Below are 18,548 nucleotides of genomic sequence, written 5' to 3'. Positions count from 1 at the left end.
CCGCCCTGTGGACGTGAAACACCAGCGTGTCAAACCTGCGGCTATTTATCGCCGCCNCAGTGNCCGCAGCACACGCTGTCACCCTGATGCGCTTCAGCCATGGCCGTATCGGACTCAGCATAGGCGGGGGCCCAGGCTTTTTCCAGTCGGCCTTCGACTATCTGATCGGGTGCATCCGGGAAGAGTACGCCCTTGACCACCTGCCAGGTCACTGCCAGGGCNCCGACAATGAAAATCACATCGCCAATGGTGCGGACCCAACGCAGGGTTTCCAACAGCGGCGTCTGCATGAACGCTTCGCTGCGGGCATACCACAGGCCCTCAGAGGCACTGGCAANGAACTGGATGACGCCCACCGGCAACAGGCTGGTAAACAACATCAGCACCAGACCACCGTTCATCCACCAGAAGGCGGTTTTCATCACGCGCTCGTTGAACGCCATGTTCGGGCGAATGTAGCGGAGAATCAGCAGGCAGAAGCCCAGCGCCAGGAAGCCGTACACCCCGAACAAGGCGGCGTGTGCATGAGTGGGCGTGGTATTGAGCCCCTGNACGTAGTAGAGCGAGATGGGCGGGNTGATCATAAAGCCCAGCACGCCGGCGCCCAACATGTTCCAGAACGCCACGGCGACAAAAAACAGCAGCGGCCACTTGATGTTCTGCATCCAGGGAGCGCGGAACTTGAGCCGCCAGTTCTCCCAGGCTTCATAACCGAGCACCACCAGGGGCACAACTTCCAGCGCACTGAACGAGGCNCCTACCGCCATGACCGGTGTGGTGGTACCGGAGAAGTACAGGTGGTGGAAGGTACCGGGCACGCCGCCGAGCATGAACAGTGACGCCGATGCCAGGGAGGCGGCGGTTGCCATGGGGCGGGATACCAGACCCATGCTGCAGAAAATGAAGGCCAGTGCGGCGGTAGCGAACACTTCAAAGAAGCCCTCTACCCACAGGTGCACGACCCACCAGCGCCAGTACTCCATGATGGAAATGTGCGTGCGCTCGCCGTAAGCCAGCCCGGCACCGTAAAACAGGCCGATGGCCACCACGGAGGCGGTCAACAACACCAACAGGTTTTTGTCGCCACCCTGCTTGAGGGCCGGCACGATGCCGCGCATCATCAGGAACAACCAGAAGGCGATACCGGCNACTTTGAGAATCTGCCAGAAGCGGCCCAGGTCAACGTATTCATACCCCTGATGGCCCAGCATGAAGCTCCACTCGGCGGGCATCAGTTGGTTGATCGCCAGGAAGTTACCGGCAAAGGAACCCACCACCACGGCAATCAGCGCCCAGAACAGAATGTCCACGCCGAGCTTCTGATACTTCGGATCTTTGCCGCCGTTGATGACCGGCGCCAGGAACAGGCCCGCCGCCAGGAAGCCGGTGGCAATCCAGAACATGGCCGACTGAATATGCCAGGTGCGCATCAGGGAGTAAGGAAGCCAGTCCGAAGTCTGGATACCGTAGAAGCCCTGCCCTTCAATGGTGTAGTGGGCGACGAACCCTCCCAGGAACACCTGCAGAGTGAACAGCCCCACCACCGCCAACAGGTATTTACCCAGGGCTTTCTGGGAAGGCGTCAGCGCAAAAGTGGTGATCGGGTCCTGCTTGGGCGCCTCTGGCTCCTCTTCGTCCTCTTTGCGCAGGAACGCCCAGCCCCAGACCAGGCCACCGACACCGGCGATCAGCAGCACCACACTGGCGATGGACCAGACGATGTTCTCGGCGGTGGGCTTATTGTCGATCAGCGGCTCGTGGGGCCAGTTGTTGGTGTAGGTCGCTTCACCGGGGTAGCGCTCGGTGGCGGCGGCCCAGGCGGTCCAGAAGAAGAAATTGGTCATCTGATCCCGACGCTCTTCGCTCGGCAGCGTGACCTCCTTCATGGCGTAGCTTTCCCGAGTGGGCTGCAGCTCCGGCGCACCGCCGAACAGACGGCTGTAGTAATCCGCTGTCTGCGCCATCGCCTGAGCGCGTCGATCGGACACCACCAGGGTATCGGTCTCCGCATCCCAGGTGTTGGTGCGATAGGCTTCCTTCAGCTCGTACTGAAGGGCATTCTGGTCTCGCCCATCGAGCTCGTCATAACTGACACCAAAGTTGTCCTGAGCGGCCAACTCCAGCCAGGCCAACAGTTCCCGGTGCAGCCAGTCGGCGGTCCAGTCCGGTGCCTGATAGGCGCCGTGCCCCCAGATGGAGCCGAGCTGCATACCACCCACGGATTGCCAGGCGGTCTGACCGTCGAGAATGCTGGTTTCGGTCATCAATGTCTGACCACTCTCGGTGACCACCTGGTCCGGAATCGGCGGCGCCTTGCGGTACACCTCGACCCCAAAGTACCCCAACAAACCGAAGGTAACCGCCAATGTGCCAATCAGCGTCCACCATAATTTTTTGTACTTACCCATGTGCCGCGGCCCCCTGTCCGTCAATGCGATCAAAAAGAATGTTGTTTTCCAGATGGATGTGGTCCATCAAGTCCACCTCGAAGGTGGCCAGCCCCAGGTACAGGGCGCGCCAGGTATTGCAGGCGCCCACCGGCAGATTGATGCCCCGGGTCAGCTCGTGAATGCGCGCCAGCCCCTGGGCGTGCTCGTCGTGCTCATGGCGCATCATGCCGACCGGTCCGCCGGCCATCCCGAGCATGCCCCGGCTGATCATGGGGAACANGATCTGCTCCTCCTTGGCCATGTGGTTTTCCAGCTCGGCCNGCAACCCCTCNAGNTGNCTCGCCANNCCGGACGGACACTCCGGGTGTCCGCCNTGTACCAGCTCAACGCGCTGNCTTAACCGGATCAGCTCGGGCAGCTGCTCCCGNTGAACGTCGTGATAGCGGGTCAGAATGTGCTCGATCAGCTCGGCATTGTCNGCGTCCGCCCAGTCGCCCCGGGCACCATCGGCCTGGGCGTGCAGCCGNTCGAGCTCCGCGGTCAGTGCCTCGGCATCAANGCCCTTGCGCTCGACGGCCCGCGCGAGTGCTTGCTTACCCCCGCAGCAGAAATCCAGACCNTAACCGTGAAATACCCCGGTGGCCCCGGGTANTTCCCGGGCAATATCTCCCACCGATTGTGTCAGCCAATTCATAGGCAGCTCCCCTTGTGCGATGACCAGACAGGAATGAACCGGTTAAAAGGTTCATTNAAANTNCTTCTTTNNCAAAGAATAACGNCCNNAGNTAAAGATGTAAAATANATTCATCTTTNTGGGCGCCATCTACNCCTTCAGGGATAGTCGGCCTCCCCTGNATGGCANAGCGCGNATCATTCNCTCCTACTCAGGGGTGGGAGGGTTGATTGAATACCTCCGCAAAAAGATATATTGTTAATNCATGTTTTGTTGGCGTGAGTATCCGAGGGTTTCNATGAGTCCCACCTCGATTTGGCGACACCCGCAGCGACTACCCTGGCTGTTGGTGACCTGGAGCGGCNTTGCANTGGGCGCGCTGGGCGCNCTATTACCCNTGCTACCCACCACNCCGTTTCTGATTCTGGCGGCCTGGGCCGCCCCCAANGGCTCACCCNGGCTGCACCGCTGGCTTTGCCANCACCCGCACTTCGGGCCGGCGCTGGAGGCCTGGCGCACCCGGAGAGCCATTCCCCGCNNNGGAAAGTGGTTGGCCTGCACGATGCTGACCGCCAGCCTGGTCTGGCTAATCATTTCCGGCGCAGCACCGACCGTGCTACTGGCGTTGACAGTACTGTTCTGCGCCATTGCCACCTTTNTATGGAGCCGGCCCGACGCCTGATCCGTCGGCTCAGCGAACGAGGAAATCTGANCATGTCGCAACCATCGGCCCTCTTTTCTTATGCNTTCCGGCCATTTTTCATTTTGGCGGGGGTGTACGCCATCGCCATCATCCTGGCGTGGATTGGTTTTCTCTTTGGCGGCTGGCCCCTGCCTCTGGGCTGGTCCCCGCTGCANTGGCACAGCCACGAGATGATCTACGGGTTCGTCAGCGCCCCCATTGCCGGGTTTCTGCTCACCGCCATGTGCAACTGGACCGGTGCCCCACCCCTGCGCGGCGCNGGNCTGNTAGCNCTGGTGNTACTCTGGCTCNCCGGGCGGGCGGTGTTCTGGTTNGCGGGCTGGTTGCCGGGCTGGCTGGTCGCGGTGGTCGATCTCGCCTTTTTGCCCGTGGTGGCGCTCTATGCCGGGCGAGTCCTGCTGCGCTACGGCAACAAGCGCAACCTGATTCTGGTNGCCGTGTTGGCGGCGCTGACGNCGGGCAACCTGCTGATGCACCTGGGCTTTATGAACGGTGGTGTGGGCCTACTCAAACTGGGCCANGGNCTGGGCCTGGATGTGATTACTCTGATGATTGTGGTNATCGCCGGNCGCATCACCCCGGCCTTCACCGCCAATTGGCTGAAGATGCATGGCGGACGCCCGGAGCGGGTCACGCAGTCGGCGCNTGTNACTCAGTGGGCGCTGGCNAGTGTGTTGGCACTCACTCTGGTAGCCCTTTTGCCATTGCCGCTCTGGGTNGAAGGCGCCGTGGCCCTGCTGGCCGCCANNGTCAACGGCGTACGTCTTTACCAGTGGTCCGGCTGGCAGACCCGACGCGAACCCCTGCTGTGGATTCTGCACCTGGCCTATGGCTGGATTGTGGTTGCTCTGGCGCTGCGCGGCCTGGGCGCCTTCCTGCCCGCGCTGTCGGACTCCCTGTGGCAACACGCCCTCGCCGTGGGCGGCGTTGCCACACTGATTCTCGGGGTAATGAGCCGGGTGGCCATGGGCCACACCGGGCGGCCTCTCACCCTGCGNCCCTTCGGCCGGCTGATGTACGCCGCGATCATTGCCGCCACGGTGTTTCGGCTGCTGGCCGCCAACCAGTGGCTGGACTACCGGATCGGGGTCACCCTNTCCGCNCTGGCCTGGATTCTGGCGTTTGCCTTGTTTGTGGTACTTTATGCGCCGATACTGTGGCAGCCCCGGGCCGACGGCCGCCCCGGCTAACGAGGTCAACCATGCATATTACCCGCTATACCGATTACTCCCTGCGCGTACTGATGTACGTTGCGCTCAAGGGCGACGANCTGTCGACCATCCGGGAAATTGCCGAGAGTTACGACATTTCCAAGAANCACCTGATGAAGGTGGTGCAGGAGCTGAACAGCAANGGCTACCTGCACGCCATTCGCGGTAAAAACGGCGGCCTNCGCCTGCGGGGCGATCCCAANGACATCAATCTGGGNGAGCTGGTCCGCAGTACCGANCAGGANCTGTCGCTGGTGGAGTGCTTCAGCGCCGGAAACCACTGCGTACTGACCCCGGCCTGTCGCCTGAAGGGCATCTTCGCCGAATCCCTGAATGCCTTTTTCAGCGTACTCGATGGCTANACCCTGGCCGATCTGGTCGATCCGGCCCAGANGCCGACCATGAAGCAGGTGTTACAGATCGCGTGACCCCCAAGGGTCCGGTGGGAAGTGCTAAACTGCGCTCCATGAGCTACGACATCGTNTTCAAACGCGTTTACGAACCCGTCGAGCGCACCGATGGTGCCCGNGTACTGGTGGATCGCCTCTGGCCGCGAGGNAANCGCCGGGACGACCTGCAACTGACCGAGTGGTACCGCAACGCCTCCCCCTCTCCCGCCCTGCGGCGCGCCTGGCATCAGGGCGATATCGACCAGCAGCGCTTTGCCAAAGACTACCAGAGCGAGCTGGACGATGACCCGGACGCACTCACGCCACTGATGCGCCACGCCCGTCGNGGCCGCCTGAGCCTGTTGACCGCCACCCGCAANCCNGAGCAGTCTCACCTGCCCATNCTGCGCAAGGCCCTGCTGGACCAGNTGGCGCGGGAAGACGAACAGGCCGATGGCCGCGAGCCCAGCTCACCCACTTGCTATGAACNCTAGCAAGCACTNACCCACAAAGGCTGAATGATTTGATGANCGACGCCCCCGGCCGCGCCTACCACGACGGTTCACANCACGCTCTGGTCCAGCCCGCCCTGGCCGACGCCTTTCAGTTCCGGTGGTTTGATNCCGCCGCCTGGGGCGCTTCGGCCGAGCCGGTCGGCAGCGGTGGCCGGGGCGCCGCCTGGTTTCTCGACGGTGACCTGGGCCGGTGGGTCCTGCGGCATTATCGCCGCGGCGGTCTTCCCGGCAAACTGCTGGATGACCGCTACGTCTACCTCGGCTCGTCCCGGGTCCGAGCCCTCAGGGAGTTTTCCCTGCTCCAGTCACTCAGCGCCCAGGGGCTGCCCGTTCCCACCCCCATCGCCGCCTGGTACGAACGTAAAGGACTCACCTACCGGGCGGCCTTGATCATCGAGCGGCTGGAGGATACCCAATCGCTGCTGAGCCTCGACCAAACCGGGCACCCTCCTCTCTGGGAGGCGGCGGGACGCTGCATTCGGCGCTTTCATGACGCCGGGGTTTACCACGCCGACCTCAATGCCACCAATATTCTGGTCCGCCCGAGCTCGGGCGAGGTCTTTCTGATCGATTTCGACCGCGGCGTTCAACACGCCAGCCATACCGCTGACGCGCCCTGGAAGGCCGCCAACCTGGCCCGCCTCGAGCGTGGCGTCCACAAGCATTGGAGTGCCGGCACCGACAACACGCCGGAACCCTTTCTCAAAGCGCTGAAGCAGGGCTATGCCTGACGGTCAGCGGTCATCTACACCATGATTCTGGCGGGCAGCGCCGCCTGTGCCGTGATAGAATGCCGCGGTTTTTTGATCCGAATGGCGCACCTTATGTTTGACGCACTCCGCCTCGCTTTTTATCGTCTGGCCGCCAAAGGCTGGGTCCCGGCCCGCTGGTTCGAGCCGGACCTGCCACCGGTGGCCGCGCGGACGGCGAAGACCGGGCCGCTGGATCTGGAGATCGTCAGCCACTGCTGGAATTACTCGCATTTCCTGGCCTATCAATTGAGCTCTCTGGTGCTGTTCCCGCCCACCAGACTGAACGTCACCATGACCGTGTTCTACGCCCCCGAGGACACCCGGACCGCGCAACTGCTGGAGTTCTTTTCCACCCAGTCGGTACCCGGTGTCACCTGGAACTGGCGGGCACTGCCACGGCAGGAGCTGTTCCGCCGGGGCATAGGCCGAAACCGGGCGGCACTGGAAACCCGGGCCGACTGGGTGTGGTTCACCGACTGCGATCTGATGTTCCGCGACGACTGCCTGGATACCCTGGCCGAATTGCTTCAGGGGCGCCAAGACGCGCTGATCTTCCCCGAAGAGGAGCGCACCACGGATCTGCTGGCCGAAGACAATCCCATGCTCACCGCGGCCCATGAGCCAGCGGTATTGGACATCGACACCGGCTCATTTACGGTCAAGCGCCCCTCCAAGGCGACTGGACCGCTGCAGATCGCCCACGGGGATGTCTGCCGGGCGGTCGGTTACTGTCGCCACATTGCCCTGTATCAGCAGCCCAGTGAGCAGTTCGCCAAGTGCCACGAAGACCGCGCTTTTCGCTGGCTGGTACAGAGTCAGGGCGAGCCGCTGCCCATTCCGAGCGTGTACCGTATTCGGCACATCAGCAAAGGGCGCTACACGGGCAGCAAGGCCAACACCGGGGTACGCACCGCGCTGCGTCGCCTTCAGTCGCGCCTGAGGGACGGCAACGGATGACGGCCGCCATCCCGTCCAACCCCATTCTGTTGACCCCGACCTGGGCCGGAGATCTGGAGCACTTCCGTCTGCTCCGGGCCTCTCTGGCGCGCTCCCCCCTGGCGGGGCTGAAACACCACGTCGTGGTACAGACCGAAGATCGGCACCTCTTCGAAGCCTACGCCGAAGCGCCCAATGTGGTGCTGCGAACCACCGCCGAGGTACTGCCAGCGGACGTAGAGCGCGAACGCATCAAGGCGCGTCACATCAGCGCCCGCACCGGCCGCCACCTGACCCGTATCAGCGGCAGCCTGCGCCGGCCCCTGGGCTGGCCGCGCTGGCCCGCCTATACCGGCTGGCATACGCAGCAGCTGTGCAAACTCGCGGTGGCCAGTGAAGCGGGCCACGACACCACCATCGTTCTGGACTCCGATGTGGTGGTCACGCCCTCGGCCCAACTGGATGACTTTCAGACCGCCGACGCGGTGGTGTGCTTCGCCCAGTGGCAGCCACTGGGGGAGTTGAGCGGGAAAGTACGCAAGTGGGTGGACAACGCCGCCAAGCTGACCGGGCCCCGAAAACTGACCGAAGATCAGCCGGTCAATACCTATTTCGACACCCCTTTCGTATTCGACGGGGCCGCCGTGAATGGCATGCTCCAACATCTGGAGCAACAAAGCGGCCGCCCCTGGTGGCAACACCTGCTGAACCAACCGCCCAGACGCTGGTCGGAATTCGGGTTATACAAACAGTATCTCGCTCAGCACGAGACGCGCCCCGTGCAGTGGCGGGCTCCGGATGTGATGCACTATATCTTTGACACCCGCGATGCCACGGCCGTGGTGCAGCAAGTCAAGGCGCTGTTCGAGCGCCCTGACGTTCACTATATTACCCTTCACTCCCAGAGCAGCGGCAAGCACGACTGGAATGCCCGCGACTTCACGGACCTGTTGCTAGAATGGATCACCACGCAATGACACCCAGTGCTCACGAGCAAACGACTTCCGGCTATCAGCGCCGCCTGCCGACCCTGTTTTTGATCTGGGTTGCCCTGTCGGCCATCTCCCCGCACCCGGACCTTTTCAAGGCCTGGTTCCACCTGGCGCTCGGCTTACCGGTACTGGTTTTTTTCAGCATGGGGCGGCTGCGCATTGATACCGGTGACGCCCTGCTACGTCTGTGCGCGGGCTTTTTACTCTACGTAGCCGCCAGCTCACTGATCGTCAGCCAGGCGAGTGGCGCAGAGCACATCCAGGCCCTGCGTTGGAGTTTTGAAACCGCATTGCTGGTCTTGGTGCTCTTGGCGGCACTGCCGCGCATTTTGGAAACCCCCCTGTTCCTCGGGCGCTTCATTCTCTCCTGCGTCGTGCTCGGCAGCCTGTCCGCGCTGGTCATTTTTGGCGGCTTCCATCACTTTTCAGGACGACTGCATGGAATTGGCGCCTTGTATCAGCCCATTGAAGGGGTCTCCGTGCTGATTATGTATTTGTGCATTGGCGCCTTTCTTCTATGGCACGAACGGCAGGCAATCAACCGAAAGGATCTGGCGCTACTGTTCGCAGCACTCATTCTAACCTGCAGTTGCACCTTGCTCTCGGGGAGCCGGGGACCGACCCTCGCGCTGGCGGTGATCATCCTCTATACCTTGCTTGTCAGCGCCGTGCTTCACCGCCACTGGAAGCTGCTCCTGATTGCCTTTTTCAGTTTAACTGCCGCTCTGGCCGGCGTACTGTCGCTCTACGGTTTCAATGAGTTCGTCCAGTTCATGGCCGAGCGAGGCACCTCTTACCGACTCCTATTATGGACGGCCCACCTGGAACACCTTCCCGCCTCACTGCTGTTCGGGCATGGTGCCGCCACTGATCTCGAAACCACCAAAGCGGGCCTGCTCATATACGCTCAGTCCCGGCTGGGTACCGCACAACCCCACAACCTGTTCCTCGGCACCTTTATACAAACGGGTCTGATCGGGTTAGGCTTTTTACTGGCGCTACTCGGTTTGGTGCTGAGCGCCATTTATCGAGCCAACACCACGAAAGCCGCCAAAGTTTACTTGCTTGGCATTATCGGCACCATTGTCATGCTCGTGATCACCAATACCTACACCTTGGTCATTTCCGTTAAAACGATGTGGCTATACACTTGGTTACCCCTGATTTTTGTTTGGGTCTGGAGCCGACAACTGCCTAGCTGGCCCCGCGTTGACCCAACGGCTGATCTGAGCCATGGCGGCACAGCCCCAGGCGAGTAAGCTCTGTCCCACTGACGAGATTCCTATGACCGATCAGATATCTGACATTTCCGTCGCATTCTGTATATTTTCTTTCAACCGGGCACAGTTCTTAGAAAACTGTGTGGATTCTATACGCAAGTGCGCGCCTTACGCCGACATTTTAATATTCGACGACGAGAGTACCGACCCGCTCACCCAGTCTTACCTGGAGCGAATACGGGAGACGGTCACAATCGTGCAACCTGCAATCAAAGGAAGGATCAAGCACGGCGGACTTTATCACAACATGCAGTCCGCCCTGGAGGCAACGCAACACTATTCCCTGGTATGCTTTCTTCAGGACGACACACAGGTCATTCGACCGGTTGCGCTTCACGAACTTGCTCAATTACATTCGATATTGGAAGAGAATGCCTCGGTCGGTTTCATTCACCCCTGCTTCATCCGCGGCATCGACCTGAACAGAAACCCCGTATCTGATGACCCTGGCCCCACCCAAAACACCTACTTACGAAGGGCGACCCAGCAAAGTGCCGGCATTCACTATTCCGACCTGCTGGTCACCTCTCCGCAAAAACTACTGAAGAAACAGTGGCGATTTCTGCAATCCGAACCGGGCAATGATCGCCAGGCCAAAGCACTGTTCGGACGCATGCTATACCTTTACAGCCCTTTTGCCATGTGGCTGCCAGAGGTTCCGGCGTGGCGTGGAAAGAAGAAGACTCTGGCCCTGAAGATTGCCGAACGAAAGAAACAATGTGGTTACTACCCATTCATAATCTGGAGCGCCGAACAGGCAGATCAGTTCCTCCGCCGATCCCCGAAGGAGATTCCCGTCGCTGAATCGCTACTGGAATGCACTCCGATAACGCCTCGAAAGCCATGGACCTACAACCCGCTGACTGGCCTAAGGGGGCTCAAACTACTGAACAATCTGGAAGTCAAATTGAAGCGGTTGTGAGCTGGTAAAGACTACCCTTTCGGAGTAAACCAGCTCTTCGCACTGCGCACCACAGCTTCCAGCTTATCCAGTCTGCGCAGCAAACGCGAACGACGTAGCGGATGAAATATCCAGGGGCGGGGCACCCCGTCGACCGTTGTCGACAGGTAGTGCTCTGCGATCGGAAGTTCTTTCGTGGGGCGCGATTTCAACGCTCTGACCCTGGCATCCGTCATAATGGAAAATGGGTAGAGACCCGCTCTGTTGATCTTTTCCGCTATCGAAAAAGCAAGACTTTTCTTTTTATTCCTGTAGGCCGGCGGGTTAGGAAGCCACATGACAAAGGGGGCGTATAGGTATCCCATTTCTTCAAACAACCGGGCTGCCTGCTGCTCGTTCTCAAACTCACCCATCAAAAACTGCCACCCCTTATCCTTGAGTCGTCGCGTGGTCGTAATGGAAATATCAGAGTAATATACGCCTGCAACGCGGCGCCCATTTTTCACGGACTGAATATAGACACCCCGCTCCGGATCATAAACAAATCGCTGCAGAGTAGCCGGCCGGGCTATTTTTCGCTGAAAAACCGGTGCGAGAAAGCCCGAGTCTGGATAGCGGTCGAAATACTCCTTGATAAACACCACATCATCGTCATCCAACCGCCTCACCATCTGAGTGTCATCTTGCAAAAAGCAGATGACATCATCATCGCATACTCGATCAATCGCGTTTTGCATGTTGGTGTACAGGGCGCCATGCTGGTCAGTAGAGTCTTTGTCCTCGCGCACCACCACTTCGTGCCGCTCGCCGATTGACGCAAGGACAGCGACGGTTTCCGGGTCATCGCTGGCGTCATCAAAAACAATCACGGGTTGCCCGGGCGCGCAACACTCGATCGACTCTACGCAATTTTTCAGGTGCGGCCCGCGATTGTATGAAAAAACGAAAAAGATCAAGCAAAACTCCAACGATAAAAACGACTACAGATTCTCAGCCAATAATCGACACATCCGATCCATCATGCTCTTTCAGACCATGAGCTGTAACCACGATGCGTTCTTTCTCCACTTTCTTCCGGTGCTCCTTATTAGCCAAAACAATACGAGGATCAACATAACTTCGCTTGTGATCCAGGTGAATGACGATCGCGTTGTATCGCACGTGTTTGGGTTTGACACCGAGGTTGATCAGACGAGCGCCAAACTCTCGATCCTCCCCACCATAGGCCATGGTTTCATCAAAACCATTGACCGCAACAATATCCTTCAGCCAAGCGGAGCCATTCGACCCTTTGAAGCGACAGCGGGTTGGCGTCAAACGGTTATAGAGCCAGGCTCTTAAAGGGCCTGCCGTCAATTTGCTGTTCTTGTGGCTGGCAGGCAGCCCTCGCTGTTTCAACCATGACAAATCAAAACATTCGCCGCTGACAATGTCCTCTCTGGCAATCAACTGACTCAAATCAAGAGGCAATTTGTGGTAGCCGCCGGAAAGAAAGCGACCGGGTTCGGCTTCTGAAGCGTGCACGGAGAGAAAATCGCGACGAGGAATACAGTCCCCATCGGTATAGACGACGTATTCGCTCTCAACCTGCAATGTCGCAAGATTCAAAATACGACACTTGCGAAACCCTTCATCCGGCTGCCAGACATGCTTGATCTGCATTCCTGTTTCAGAACGCATTCGATCCACGACGGCTCGGGTCTGTTGCGAAGAACCATCGTCGGCAACGATCAACTCAAATGCCTTATGGTCCTGAACGGAATATCCCCAGAGCACCTTCTCCAGCCACGCTGGCGAATTGTAAGTCGAAATGATGACCGATAGCTTCAAAACGCGCCCCCAAGGCCCGAGTCAAAGCCGGTTATAATAACACCATCTCTACCTCTGCAGACAGACCCGATTGCGTCCAGCGTGCTTCGCCTCGTACATGGCCCGATCGGCGCGCACCAGCAGAGTTTTCATGGTATCGCCCTTGCCCCACTCGGCCACGCCGATACTGATGGTGACCGGCTCGTCCAATCCAAATTCAGTGCCGAGTACCAGCCCACGCAGACGTTCGGCGAAAATCGCCGCATCATCTAGCACGGTATTGGCGGCGAGCACCAGAAATTCCTCTCCGCCCCAACGCCCCAACTGGTCGCCCTCACGCAGCCCGTCGGTCAGCGAGTTGACCAGGGTTTTCAGGATCCGGTCACCGACATTGTGGCCGTAGGTATCATTGATCTGCTTGAAATGATCGAGATCAAACAGCAACAGGGAGAACTGCTGGCCATAGCGTTCGGCGTTGGCCATGCTCATCTGCACCAGATGCTCAATCCGGTAGCGGTTCAGGGTGCCGGTCAGGGAGTCGGTGTTGGCCACTTTTTCCAGGTGCTGATTCGCCTCCGCGAGTGCCTTGCGTTCGCGCCGCAGGTATTCATTCAGCCGGGTAATTTCATGGGCGGCGGCAATGACCGCCAGGTCATCGCCCAGATCCCGGGCGGCGTTGATCTCGGCCGGGTGCCAGGACGAGCTTTTGCCACTGACCTCTTCAACCCAGGATGCAAAGGACGTTCTCGGCGACAGAACCGTGCGTCCGTCGCGCACCTCGGCGACCTTCTCGGGTTTGCCCGCCCAGGGAATCATTTCAAACTGCTCTGGACGAAACAGCAGTAACCAGCCCCGGGCATCCATGTCAATCAGCAGGGGCATGGCCAGCAGTCCGCAGCACCAGCTCTGTATCGCCTCAGCACAGGGGTAGCCCGAGGCGCTGAGCGAGGTGGTGGCCCAGGGCTCCGGCTCTTTGAGCTCAGCGTCAAGCCAGTTGGTCAGCTCGCGCACCTGATCCTCGTCGGGGGTCTTGCCGGAGCGGGTGATTTCGCCAAGATACACCAGCGCAATCCCCTCCACCCGGAACAGCTGCCGCCAGTGCTCGGCGTGCTGCTGCACCAGATCTCGCGGCGCGTGACGCTCCTGAACCCCGTGGGCGAGCTGAACCCGATTGTCGTGGATCTGCTGCCGGTAGTGGGCGTCGGCCTCGGCTTTGAGCAGGAACAGGCGTTGGCTGGCCACTTCAACCAGAGTGGCAACGCTGTCCCGGGCAGACGGCGACAGAGACAGGGGCGTCTGGCTGTGACAGCTGACCAAGCCCCAGAGCCGGGAATCGGAATAGATGGCAACCGACAGAGACGATCGGACCCCCATGTTCTGCATATAGTCGCAGTGAATCGGCGATACCGCCCGCAAATAGCCCTGGCTCAGATCCAGCGGGCTGCCGTTGGCCGGATTCATCGCCGGCACGAGCGGGGCGGCCTCAGCCTGAGCATCGGCAATGACGCGAATGCGATTATTGCCGTACATGGCGCGAACCTGAGGCGGGATATCGGACGCAGGGAAGTGTTGCCCCATCAGGGAAGACAGCACCTCATCGCGGCTCTCGGCAAGCACCTTGCCATTCCAGTCGTCATCAAACGCGTAAATCAGCGAGCGGTTGTAGCCGGTAATGGACCGGACGGCATCGCACAGCCGATTGAGGACCTCATCCTCGGTGCGGGTTTCCACCAGCTTGGCAATCCAGTCGTTGACCAGGGACAACCAGCGATAGCGCGCCGAACCTTCCAGTTGTTCAAGCTCCACGATCACCGCATCGCCGCTGCGGTAGGCGACCACGTGCAGCTTACGGCTGATGCCAGCCAACTTGCGGGTGACGGTCATCGCCCCCGGGAGACGATCGGAATTGGCCAGCCCGCGCCGGATCCTGCCCAGCAGGCTGCTGCCCAGAATGCCTGCGGCACTGGCCCCGAGGCACTCGTTCACCGTCAACCCCAGGTGCTGGCGAACATTGGCGCTAACCTGCCAGACCCGCCGAATTGACGAATCAAAGCTCAGCAGCACTCCGAAGCTCTGCACGGCGCCGGGAATATGGATGGGCTCGCGCGCGCACTCTTCCTGCGCTGCCTGAAGCTCGTCCGCAAAACACTTCGGGGTTTCAGCGGTCACTCAGTTGCCTCTGCCAATGATCGAAATGGGCCTTCAGCCCGGTAAAGGTTGCCTTGGCGCCGGTCAGCGCGCAATGCCATGTCGCATCCAAAGGAATGGATTCCAGCCAGAGGCAAAGGCGGGTCCATCCGTCCTGGGTAACATGGTAATGAAAAAAGTCGGCGCCATTACTGCTCTCCAGGCCCAGGGATCGGTTCAATGCCCTGGCGATGACCCGCCCCCCTTGGCTGGCACCTTCCAGCACATACAGCACGCCGAGCGCCTCCTCCGTAGAGTCTAGCGGAGGCCGCCAACTCGCGCCCGTGCGGATATCGTGATCATCCGGCAATTGCAGCACGCGGCAGTCCTGATCCAGTGACGCCAGGCGAGACTGGTAACGATAGCCCACCTCGGGAAAACGCTCTCGAAGTTGCTGCTCGAGGGGCATTAGCGCCGGTTCCAGGGCACGGTAGTATGCCCGCTGAGCCCGCAGGATCTGACCGTATTCGATGAGGGTGAGTTCCGGGGAGAGCAGTCGCTGCATGAGCGGTTGGGCCTCGAGTGCCTTATGCTCCGCACGAGTGGCCGCGCGCAGCGCCTCTCGCAATGACTGATGATGGGACAAGGGCCGTCCTCTTACTCCCGGTAAAACTTCAAATGTGGCGTCTATATTAACATAGTTCACAGGCACCCCCCGCGCCATCATACACGGTAGAATAGCGCCTTTTCTGTGTGTCTGAGGATTTATCGAAATGCCGCGTGTCTCCCGCCAACTGTTTCACCCTCGCTACTGGCTGACCTGGGTCGGCTTTGGCCTGTGGTGGCTGATTGCCCAGTTGCCCTACCGGGTGCAGATGGCCATGGGAAGAGGGCTAGGGAAACTCGTCTGGCGCTTGGCCAAAGGTCGGCGGCGTACCGCGTTGCGCAACCTTTCACTGTGTTTTCCGGACATGGCTGAGCCGGAACGGACCAACTTGGCCCGACGCAACATTGAGTCCACAGCGATAGCACTGCTCGAAACCGGTATCGCCTGGTTCTGGCCACGTCGACGTTTGATGTCTTTATGCCACAGCGTGGAAGGGCTGGAACACTTGCAAGCTGCCCAGGCCTCGGGCCAGGGGGTAGTGTTTATGGCGATGCACTTCACCCACCTGGACCTGGGAGCCAAACTGGTGTGTTTGAACCATTCCATTGACGGTCTGTACCGGCCCCACAATAACCCGGTGTACGATCTGATCCAGCGCCACGGTCGGGAGCGCTTCAGCCAAGGCGGAATTGCCATTGCGCGGGAAGATATGCGGCATATGGTACGCCGACTGCGCCAGGGCCGGGCGGTATGGTACGCCCCCGATCAGGATTACGGCGACCGTCGCCCGCACGTGTTTGTACCATTTTTTGGTGTACCGGCGGCAACAATTACCGCCACCTCGCAGTTGCTACGCATGGGCCGGGCGCAACTGATTCCTTTCACCCATCACCGCCGGGCGGACGGTTCGGGGTATGACGTGAAGGTGTACCCGCCGCTGACGGAGTTACCCTCAGGCGATGAGACGGCGGATGCCCGGCGGATCAATGAGTTTATCGAAGAGAGAGTACGTGCCTGCCCGGAGCAATACATGTGGGTACACCGGCGTTTCAAAACCCGCCCGGAAGGGGAACCGTCTCTTTACTAGGCACTATGTTACTAGGCACTATGTCGGATTACGCTTCGCTAATCCGACCTACGAATGGTTGGGGTGGGTAGGTCGGATTAGCGAAGCGTAATCCGACACCCTGGCCACCTCAAACCGCGATATCGGCCAGGTTGCCTTTGCTTTCCAGCCAGACGCGGCGATCCGAGGCGCGTTTTTTGCCGAGCAGCATGTCCATGATCTGCATCGTGCCTTCGATATCGTCGATACCCAACTGAACCAGCCGCCGGGTATCGCGGGCCATCGTGGTTTCGCGTAATTGCAGGGGGTTCATTTCACCGAGGCCCTTGAAGCGCTGCACGTTCACCTTACCCTTTTTCTTTTCCGCCTCAATGCGGTCGAGGACGCCGTTCTTTTCACTCTCATCCAGCGCGTAGTACACCTCCTTGCCCACATCGATACGGTACAGCGGCGGCATGGCGACAAACACATGGCCGTTTTCCACCAGCGGGCGGAAGTGCTGGACAAACAGCGCACACAGCAGCGTCGCAATATGCAGGCCGTCGGAGTCGGCGTCGGCGAGAATGCATATTTTGTGGTAGCGCAGCTGGCTCAGATCCGCCGCGCCGGGGTCGACCCCCAGAGCCACGGAAATATCGTGTACTTCCTGGTTGGAGAAAATATCCCCGGCATCGACTTCCCAGGTGTTCAGAATTTTCCCGCGCAGCGGCATGATCGCCTGAAATTCCCGATCCCGGGCCTGCTTTGCCGAGCCGCCGGCGGAATCACCCTCCACCAGAAACAGCTCGCTGCGTGAGGGATCCGAGCTGGAGCAGTCCGCCAGTTTACCCGGCAGGGCTGGCCCCTGGGTCACTTTTTTGCGGGCGACTTTCTTGCTTGAACGCACTCGGCGCTGGGCATTGTTGACGCACAGCTCGGCCAGTTTGTCACCATCTTCAGTGTGCTGATTGAGCCACAGGGCGAAGGCGTCTTTGGCAATGCCGGAGACAAACGCCGCCGCCTCGCGGGACGACAATCGCTCTTTGGTCTGACCGGAGAACTGCGGGTCGGCCAATTTGGAGGAGAGCACGTAGCTGCAGTTGGCCCAGACATCCTCCGGGGCCAGCTTCACGCCGCGGGGCAGCAGGTTGCGAAACTCGCAGTAATCGCGCAACGCATCGAGTAGACCGGTGCGCAGACCGTTCACATGGGTGCCGCCCTGGGCGGTGGGAATCAGGTTCACGTAACTTTCCTGAACCAGTTCGCCCCCTTCCGGCAGCCACTGGACCGCCCAGCTGACGCCCTCGGTTTTACCGGAGAACTCGCCGACAAAGGGCTGTTCGGGCAGGGTTTCCCAGCCCTGGGTTGCGCCCTGCAGGTAGTCCCGCAGACCGTCCTCGTAAAACCACTCATCGGTTTCGCCGGACTGCTCGTCTTTGAAGGTGACCGTCAGCCCCGGGCAGAGCACGGCCTTGGCGCGCAGGTTGTGGCGCAGGCGGCTGACCGAAAATTTGTGCGAGTCGAAGTATTTCGGGTTGGGCAGAAAGCGGATACTGGTGCCGGTGTTGCGTTTGCCGCAGGTATCGATCACTTCCAGATCGGTGGCTTTGTCGCCATCCTTGAAGCCCATGCGATGCACCTGACCATCGCGCTTGATGGTGATTTCCAGCATCTGGGAAAGCGCGTTCACCACCGACACCCCCACCCCGTGCAGGCCGCCGGAGAACTGGTAGTTCTTGTTGGAGAATTTGCCCCCGGCGTGAAGGGTGCTCAAAATCACTTCCACCCCGGGTTTACCCTGCTCGGGGTGCATATCCACCGGCATGCCCCGACCGTCGTCCGAGATGGAAATCGAATGATCTTTATGCAACACCACCTGAATGCTTTTCGCGTGGCCGGCGAGGGCTTCGTCGACGCTATTGTCGATCACTTCCTGGGCCAGGTGGTTGGGCCGGGTGGTGTCGGTGTACATGCCCGGGCGCTTTTTGACGGGGTCTAGCCCGGTGAGTACTTCAATATCTTCCGAGGAGTAGTTCGCCATATCGGATTATTAACTCTGTAATCGGTCTTGTTGTTGGATTCGGGTTGTACCGCCTTGGGTCGCGGTTTTGAAAACGTCGCGTGCGGTAACGGCGGATGCGCTGCGCTTATCCGCCCTACGGGTAGTGCGGAGGTTGCGTAGGGCGGAGGTTGCGTAGGGCGGATAAGCGCAGCGCAT

At 59.9% G+C, this 18,548-nt stretch carries 17 protein-coding genes; 10 read left to right on the top strand and 7 right to left on the bottom strand.

Features of this window, described 5'->3' with window-relative positions:
• Positions 1-41: 41 nt before the first annotated feature.
• Positions 42-2,264: a nitric-oxide reductase large subunit gene (locus tag CMG77_RS14065; RefSeq protein WP_502691939.1), complete on the bottom strand. Its 2,223-nt coding sequence runs from the start codon at positions 2,262-2,264 to the stop codon at positions 42-44.
• Positions 2,265-2,400: 136 nt separating this feature from the next.
• Positions 2,401-3,084: an iron-sulfur cluster repair protein YtfE gene (gene ytfE, locus CMG77_RS14060; RefSeq protein ID WP_286904899.1), complete on the bottom strand. Its 684-nt coding sequence runs from the start codon at positions 3,082-3,084 to the stop codon at positions 2,401-2,403.
• Positions 3,085-3,328: 244 nt separating this feature from the next.
• Between ytfE and CMG77_RS16030 the strand changes: the two genes are divergently transcribed.
• The 9 genes from CMG77_RS16030 to CMG77_RS14020 all read left to right on the top strand — a co-directional run bounded on the left by CMG77_RS16030 (position 3,329) and on the right by CMG77_RS14020 (position 10,763).
• On the top strand, positions 3,329-3,745 hold the full coding sequence (locus CMG77_RS16030; RefSeq protein WP_353743503.1) for a YbaN family protein: 417 nt from the start codon (positions 3,329-3,331) through the stop codon (positions 3,743-3,745).
• Entirely contained in the window at positions 3,724-4,956 is a 1,233-nt protein-coding gene (locus CMG77_RS14055; RefSeq protein ID WP_502691934.1) for an NnrS family protein, read from the top strand. The genes CMG77_RS16030 and CMG77_RS14055 overlap by 22 nt, the downstream gene beginning before the upstream one ends.
• Positions 4,957-4,967: 11 nt before the next feature.
• Positions 4,968-5,405 (top strand): RrF2 family transcriptional regulator, encoded by a 438-nt coding sequence (locus tag CMG77_RS14050; protein WP_286904895.1) that lies wholly within the window; start codon positions 4,968-4,970, stop codon positions 5,403-5,405.
• A gap of 38 nt (positions 5,406-5,443) precedes the next feature.
• On the top strand, positions 5,444-5,860 hold the full coding sequence (locus CMG77_RS14045; RefSeq protein WP_286904893.1) for a DUF488 domain-containing protein: 417 nt from the start codon (positions 5,444-5,446) through the stop codon (positions 5,858-5,860).
• A gap of 32 nt (positions 5,861-5,892) precedes the next feature.
• Entirely contained in the window at positions 5,893-6,612 is a 720-nt protein-coding gene (locus tag CMG77_RS14040) for a 3-deoxy-D-manno-octulosonic acid kinase (RefSeq protein ID WP_286904891.1), read from the top strand.
• Positions 6,613-6,705: 93 nt separating this feature from the next.
• Positions 6,706-7,590: a glycosyltransferase family A protein gene (locus CMG77_RS14035; protein ID WP_286804385.1), complete on the top strand. Its 885-nt coding sequence runs from the start codon at positions 6,706-6,708 to the stop codon at positions 7,588-7,590.
• Positions 7,587-8,546: a DUF6492 family protein gene (locus tag CMG77_RS14030; protein WP_286904889.1), complete on the top strand. Its 960-nt coding sequence runs from the start codon at positions 7,587-7,589 to the stop codon at positions 8,544-8,546. The genes CMG77_RS14035 and CMG77_RS14030 overlap by 4 nt, the downstream gene beginning before the upstream one ends.
• A 158-nt stretch (positions 8,547-8,704) precedes the next feature.
• Positions 8,705-9,820, top strand: coding sequence for an O-antigen ligase family protein (locus CMG77_RS14025; RefSeq protein WP_286904887.1), 1,116 nt, complete (start codon positions 8,705-8,707; stop codon positions 9,818-9,820).
• A 25-nt stretch (positions 9,821-9,845) separates the two neighbouring features.
• Positions 9,846-10,763 (top strand): glycosyltransferase, encoded by a 918-nt coding sequence (locus CMG77_RS14020; RefSeq protein ID WP_286804388.1) that lies wholly within the window; start codon positions 9,846-9,848, stop codon positions 10,761-10,763.
• 11 nt (positions 10,764-10,774) lie between these two features.
• Here the strand turns inward: CMG77_RS14020 and CMG77_RS14015 are convergent, their stop codons facing one another.
• Genes CMG77_RS14015 through CMG77_RS14000 form a run of 4 tightly spaced genes read right to left on the bottom strand, consistent with a single transcriptional unit; the run spans position 10,775 to position 15,324 of the window.
• Complete coding sequence (locus CMG77_RS14015) at positions 10,775-11,698, bottom strand: glycosyltransferase family protein (RefSeq protein WP_286804389.1); 924 nt, start codon at positions 11,696-11,698, stop codon at positions 10,775-10,777.
• A gap of 34 nt (positions 11,699-11,732) precedes the next feature.
• Positions 11,733-12,572 (bottom strand): glycosyltransferase, encoded by an 840-nt coding sequence (locus CMG77_RS14010; RefSeq protein WP_286804390.1) that lies wholly within the window; start codon positions 12,570-12,572, stop codon positions 11,733-11,735.
• Positions 12,573-12,620: 48 nt separating this feature from the next.
• Positions 12,621-14,720, bottom strand: coding sequence for a diguanylate cyclase (locus CMG77_RS14005; protein WP_286804391.1), 2,100 nt, complete (start codon positions 14,718-14,720; stop codon positions 12,621-12,623).
• Positions 14,710-15,324, bottom strand: coding sequence for a biliverdin-producing heme oxygenase (locus tag CMG77_RS14000; RefSeq protein ID WP_286804392.1), 615 nt, complete (start codon positions 15,322-15,324; stop codon positions 14,710-14,712). The genes CMG77_RS14005 and CMG77_RS14000 overlap by 11 nt, the downstream gene beginning before the upstream one ends.
• A gap of 127 nt (positions 15,325-15,451) precedes the next feature.
• On the opposite strand from CMG77_RS14000, the gene lpxL reads away from it, so the two are divergent.
• Complete coding sequence (gene lpxL / locus CMG77_RS13995) at positions 15,452-16,372, top strand: LpxL/LpxP family Kdo(2)-lipid IV(A) lauroyl/palmitoleoyl acyltransferase (protein WP_286804393.1); 921 nt, start codon at positions 15,452-15,454, stop codon at positions 16,370-16,372.
• Positions 16,373-16,481: 109 nt separating this feature from the next.
• On the opposite strand, the gene parE is transcribed toward lpxL, so the two are convergent.
• Positions 16,482-18,371 carry a DNA topoisomerase IV subunit B gene (gene parE, locus CMG77_RS13990; RefSeq protein WP_024461272.1) on the bottom strand — a complete coding sequence of 630 codons (1,890 nt, stop codon included), beginning with the start codon at positions 18,369-18,371 and terminating at the stop codon, positions 16,482-16,484.
• Positions 18,372-18,548 lie beyond the last annotated feature (177 nt).

The organism is Marinimicrobium sp. (assembly GCF_002695945.1).
GTDB classification, from domain to species: Bacteria; Pseudomonadota; Gammaproteobacteria; order Pseudomonadales; family Cellvibrionaceae; genus Marinimicrobium; species Marinimicrobium koreense.
Note: the sequence above shows the minus strand (reverse complement) of the source record. Positions and strands in the feature narration are given on the sequence as shown.

What these genes read in the sequence shown, in the direction of transcription:
- CMG77_RS14030 (WP_286904889.1), top strand. Translation starts at nt 7,587, where the DNA reads ATGACGGCCGCCATCCCGTCCAACCCCATTCTGTTGACCCCGACCTGG.
- CMG77_RS14035 (WP_286804385.1), top strand. Translation starts at nt 6,706, where the DNA reads ATGTTTGACGCACTCCGCCTCGCTTTTTATCGTCTGGCCGCCAAAGGC.
- lpxL (WP_286804393.1), top strand. Translation starts at nt 15,452, where the DNA reads ATGCCGCGTGTCTCCCGCCAACTGTTTCACCCTCGCTACTGGCTGACC.
- CMG77_RS14020 (WP_286804388.1), top strand. Translation starts at nt 9,846, where the DNA reads ATGACCGATCAGATATCTGACATTTCCGTCGCATTCTGTATATTTTCT.
- CMG77_RS14025 (WP_286904887.1), top strand. Translation starts at nt 8,705, where the DNA reads ATGGGGCGGCTGCGCATTGATACCGGTGACGCCCTGCTACGTCTGTGC.
- parE (WP_024461272.1), bottom strand. Translation starts at nt 18,371, where the DNA reads ATGGCGAACTACTCCTCGGAAGATATTGAAGTACTCACCGGGCTAGAC.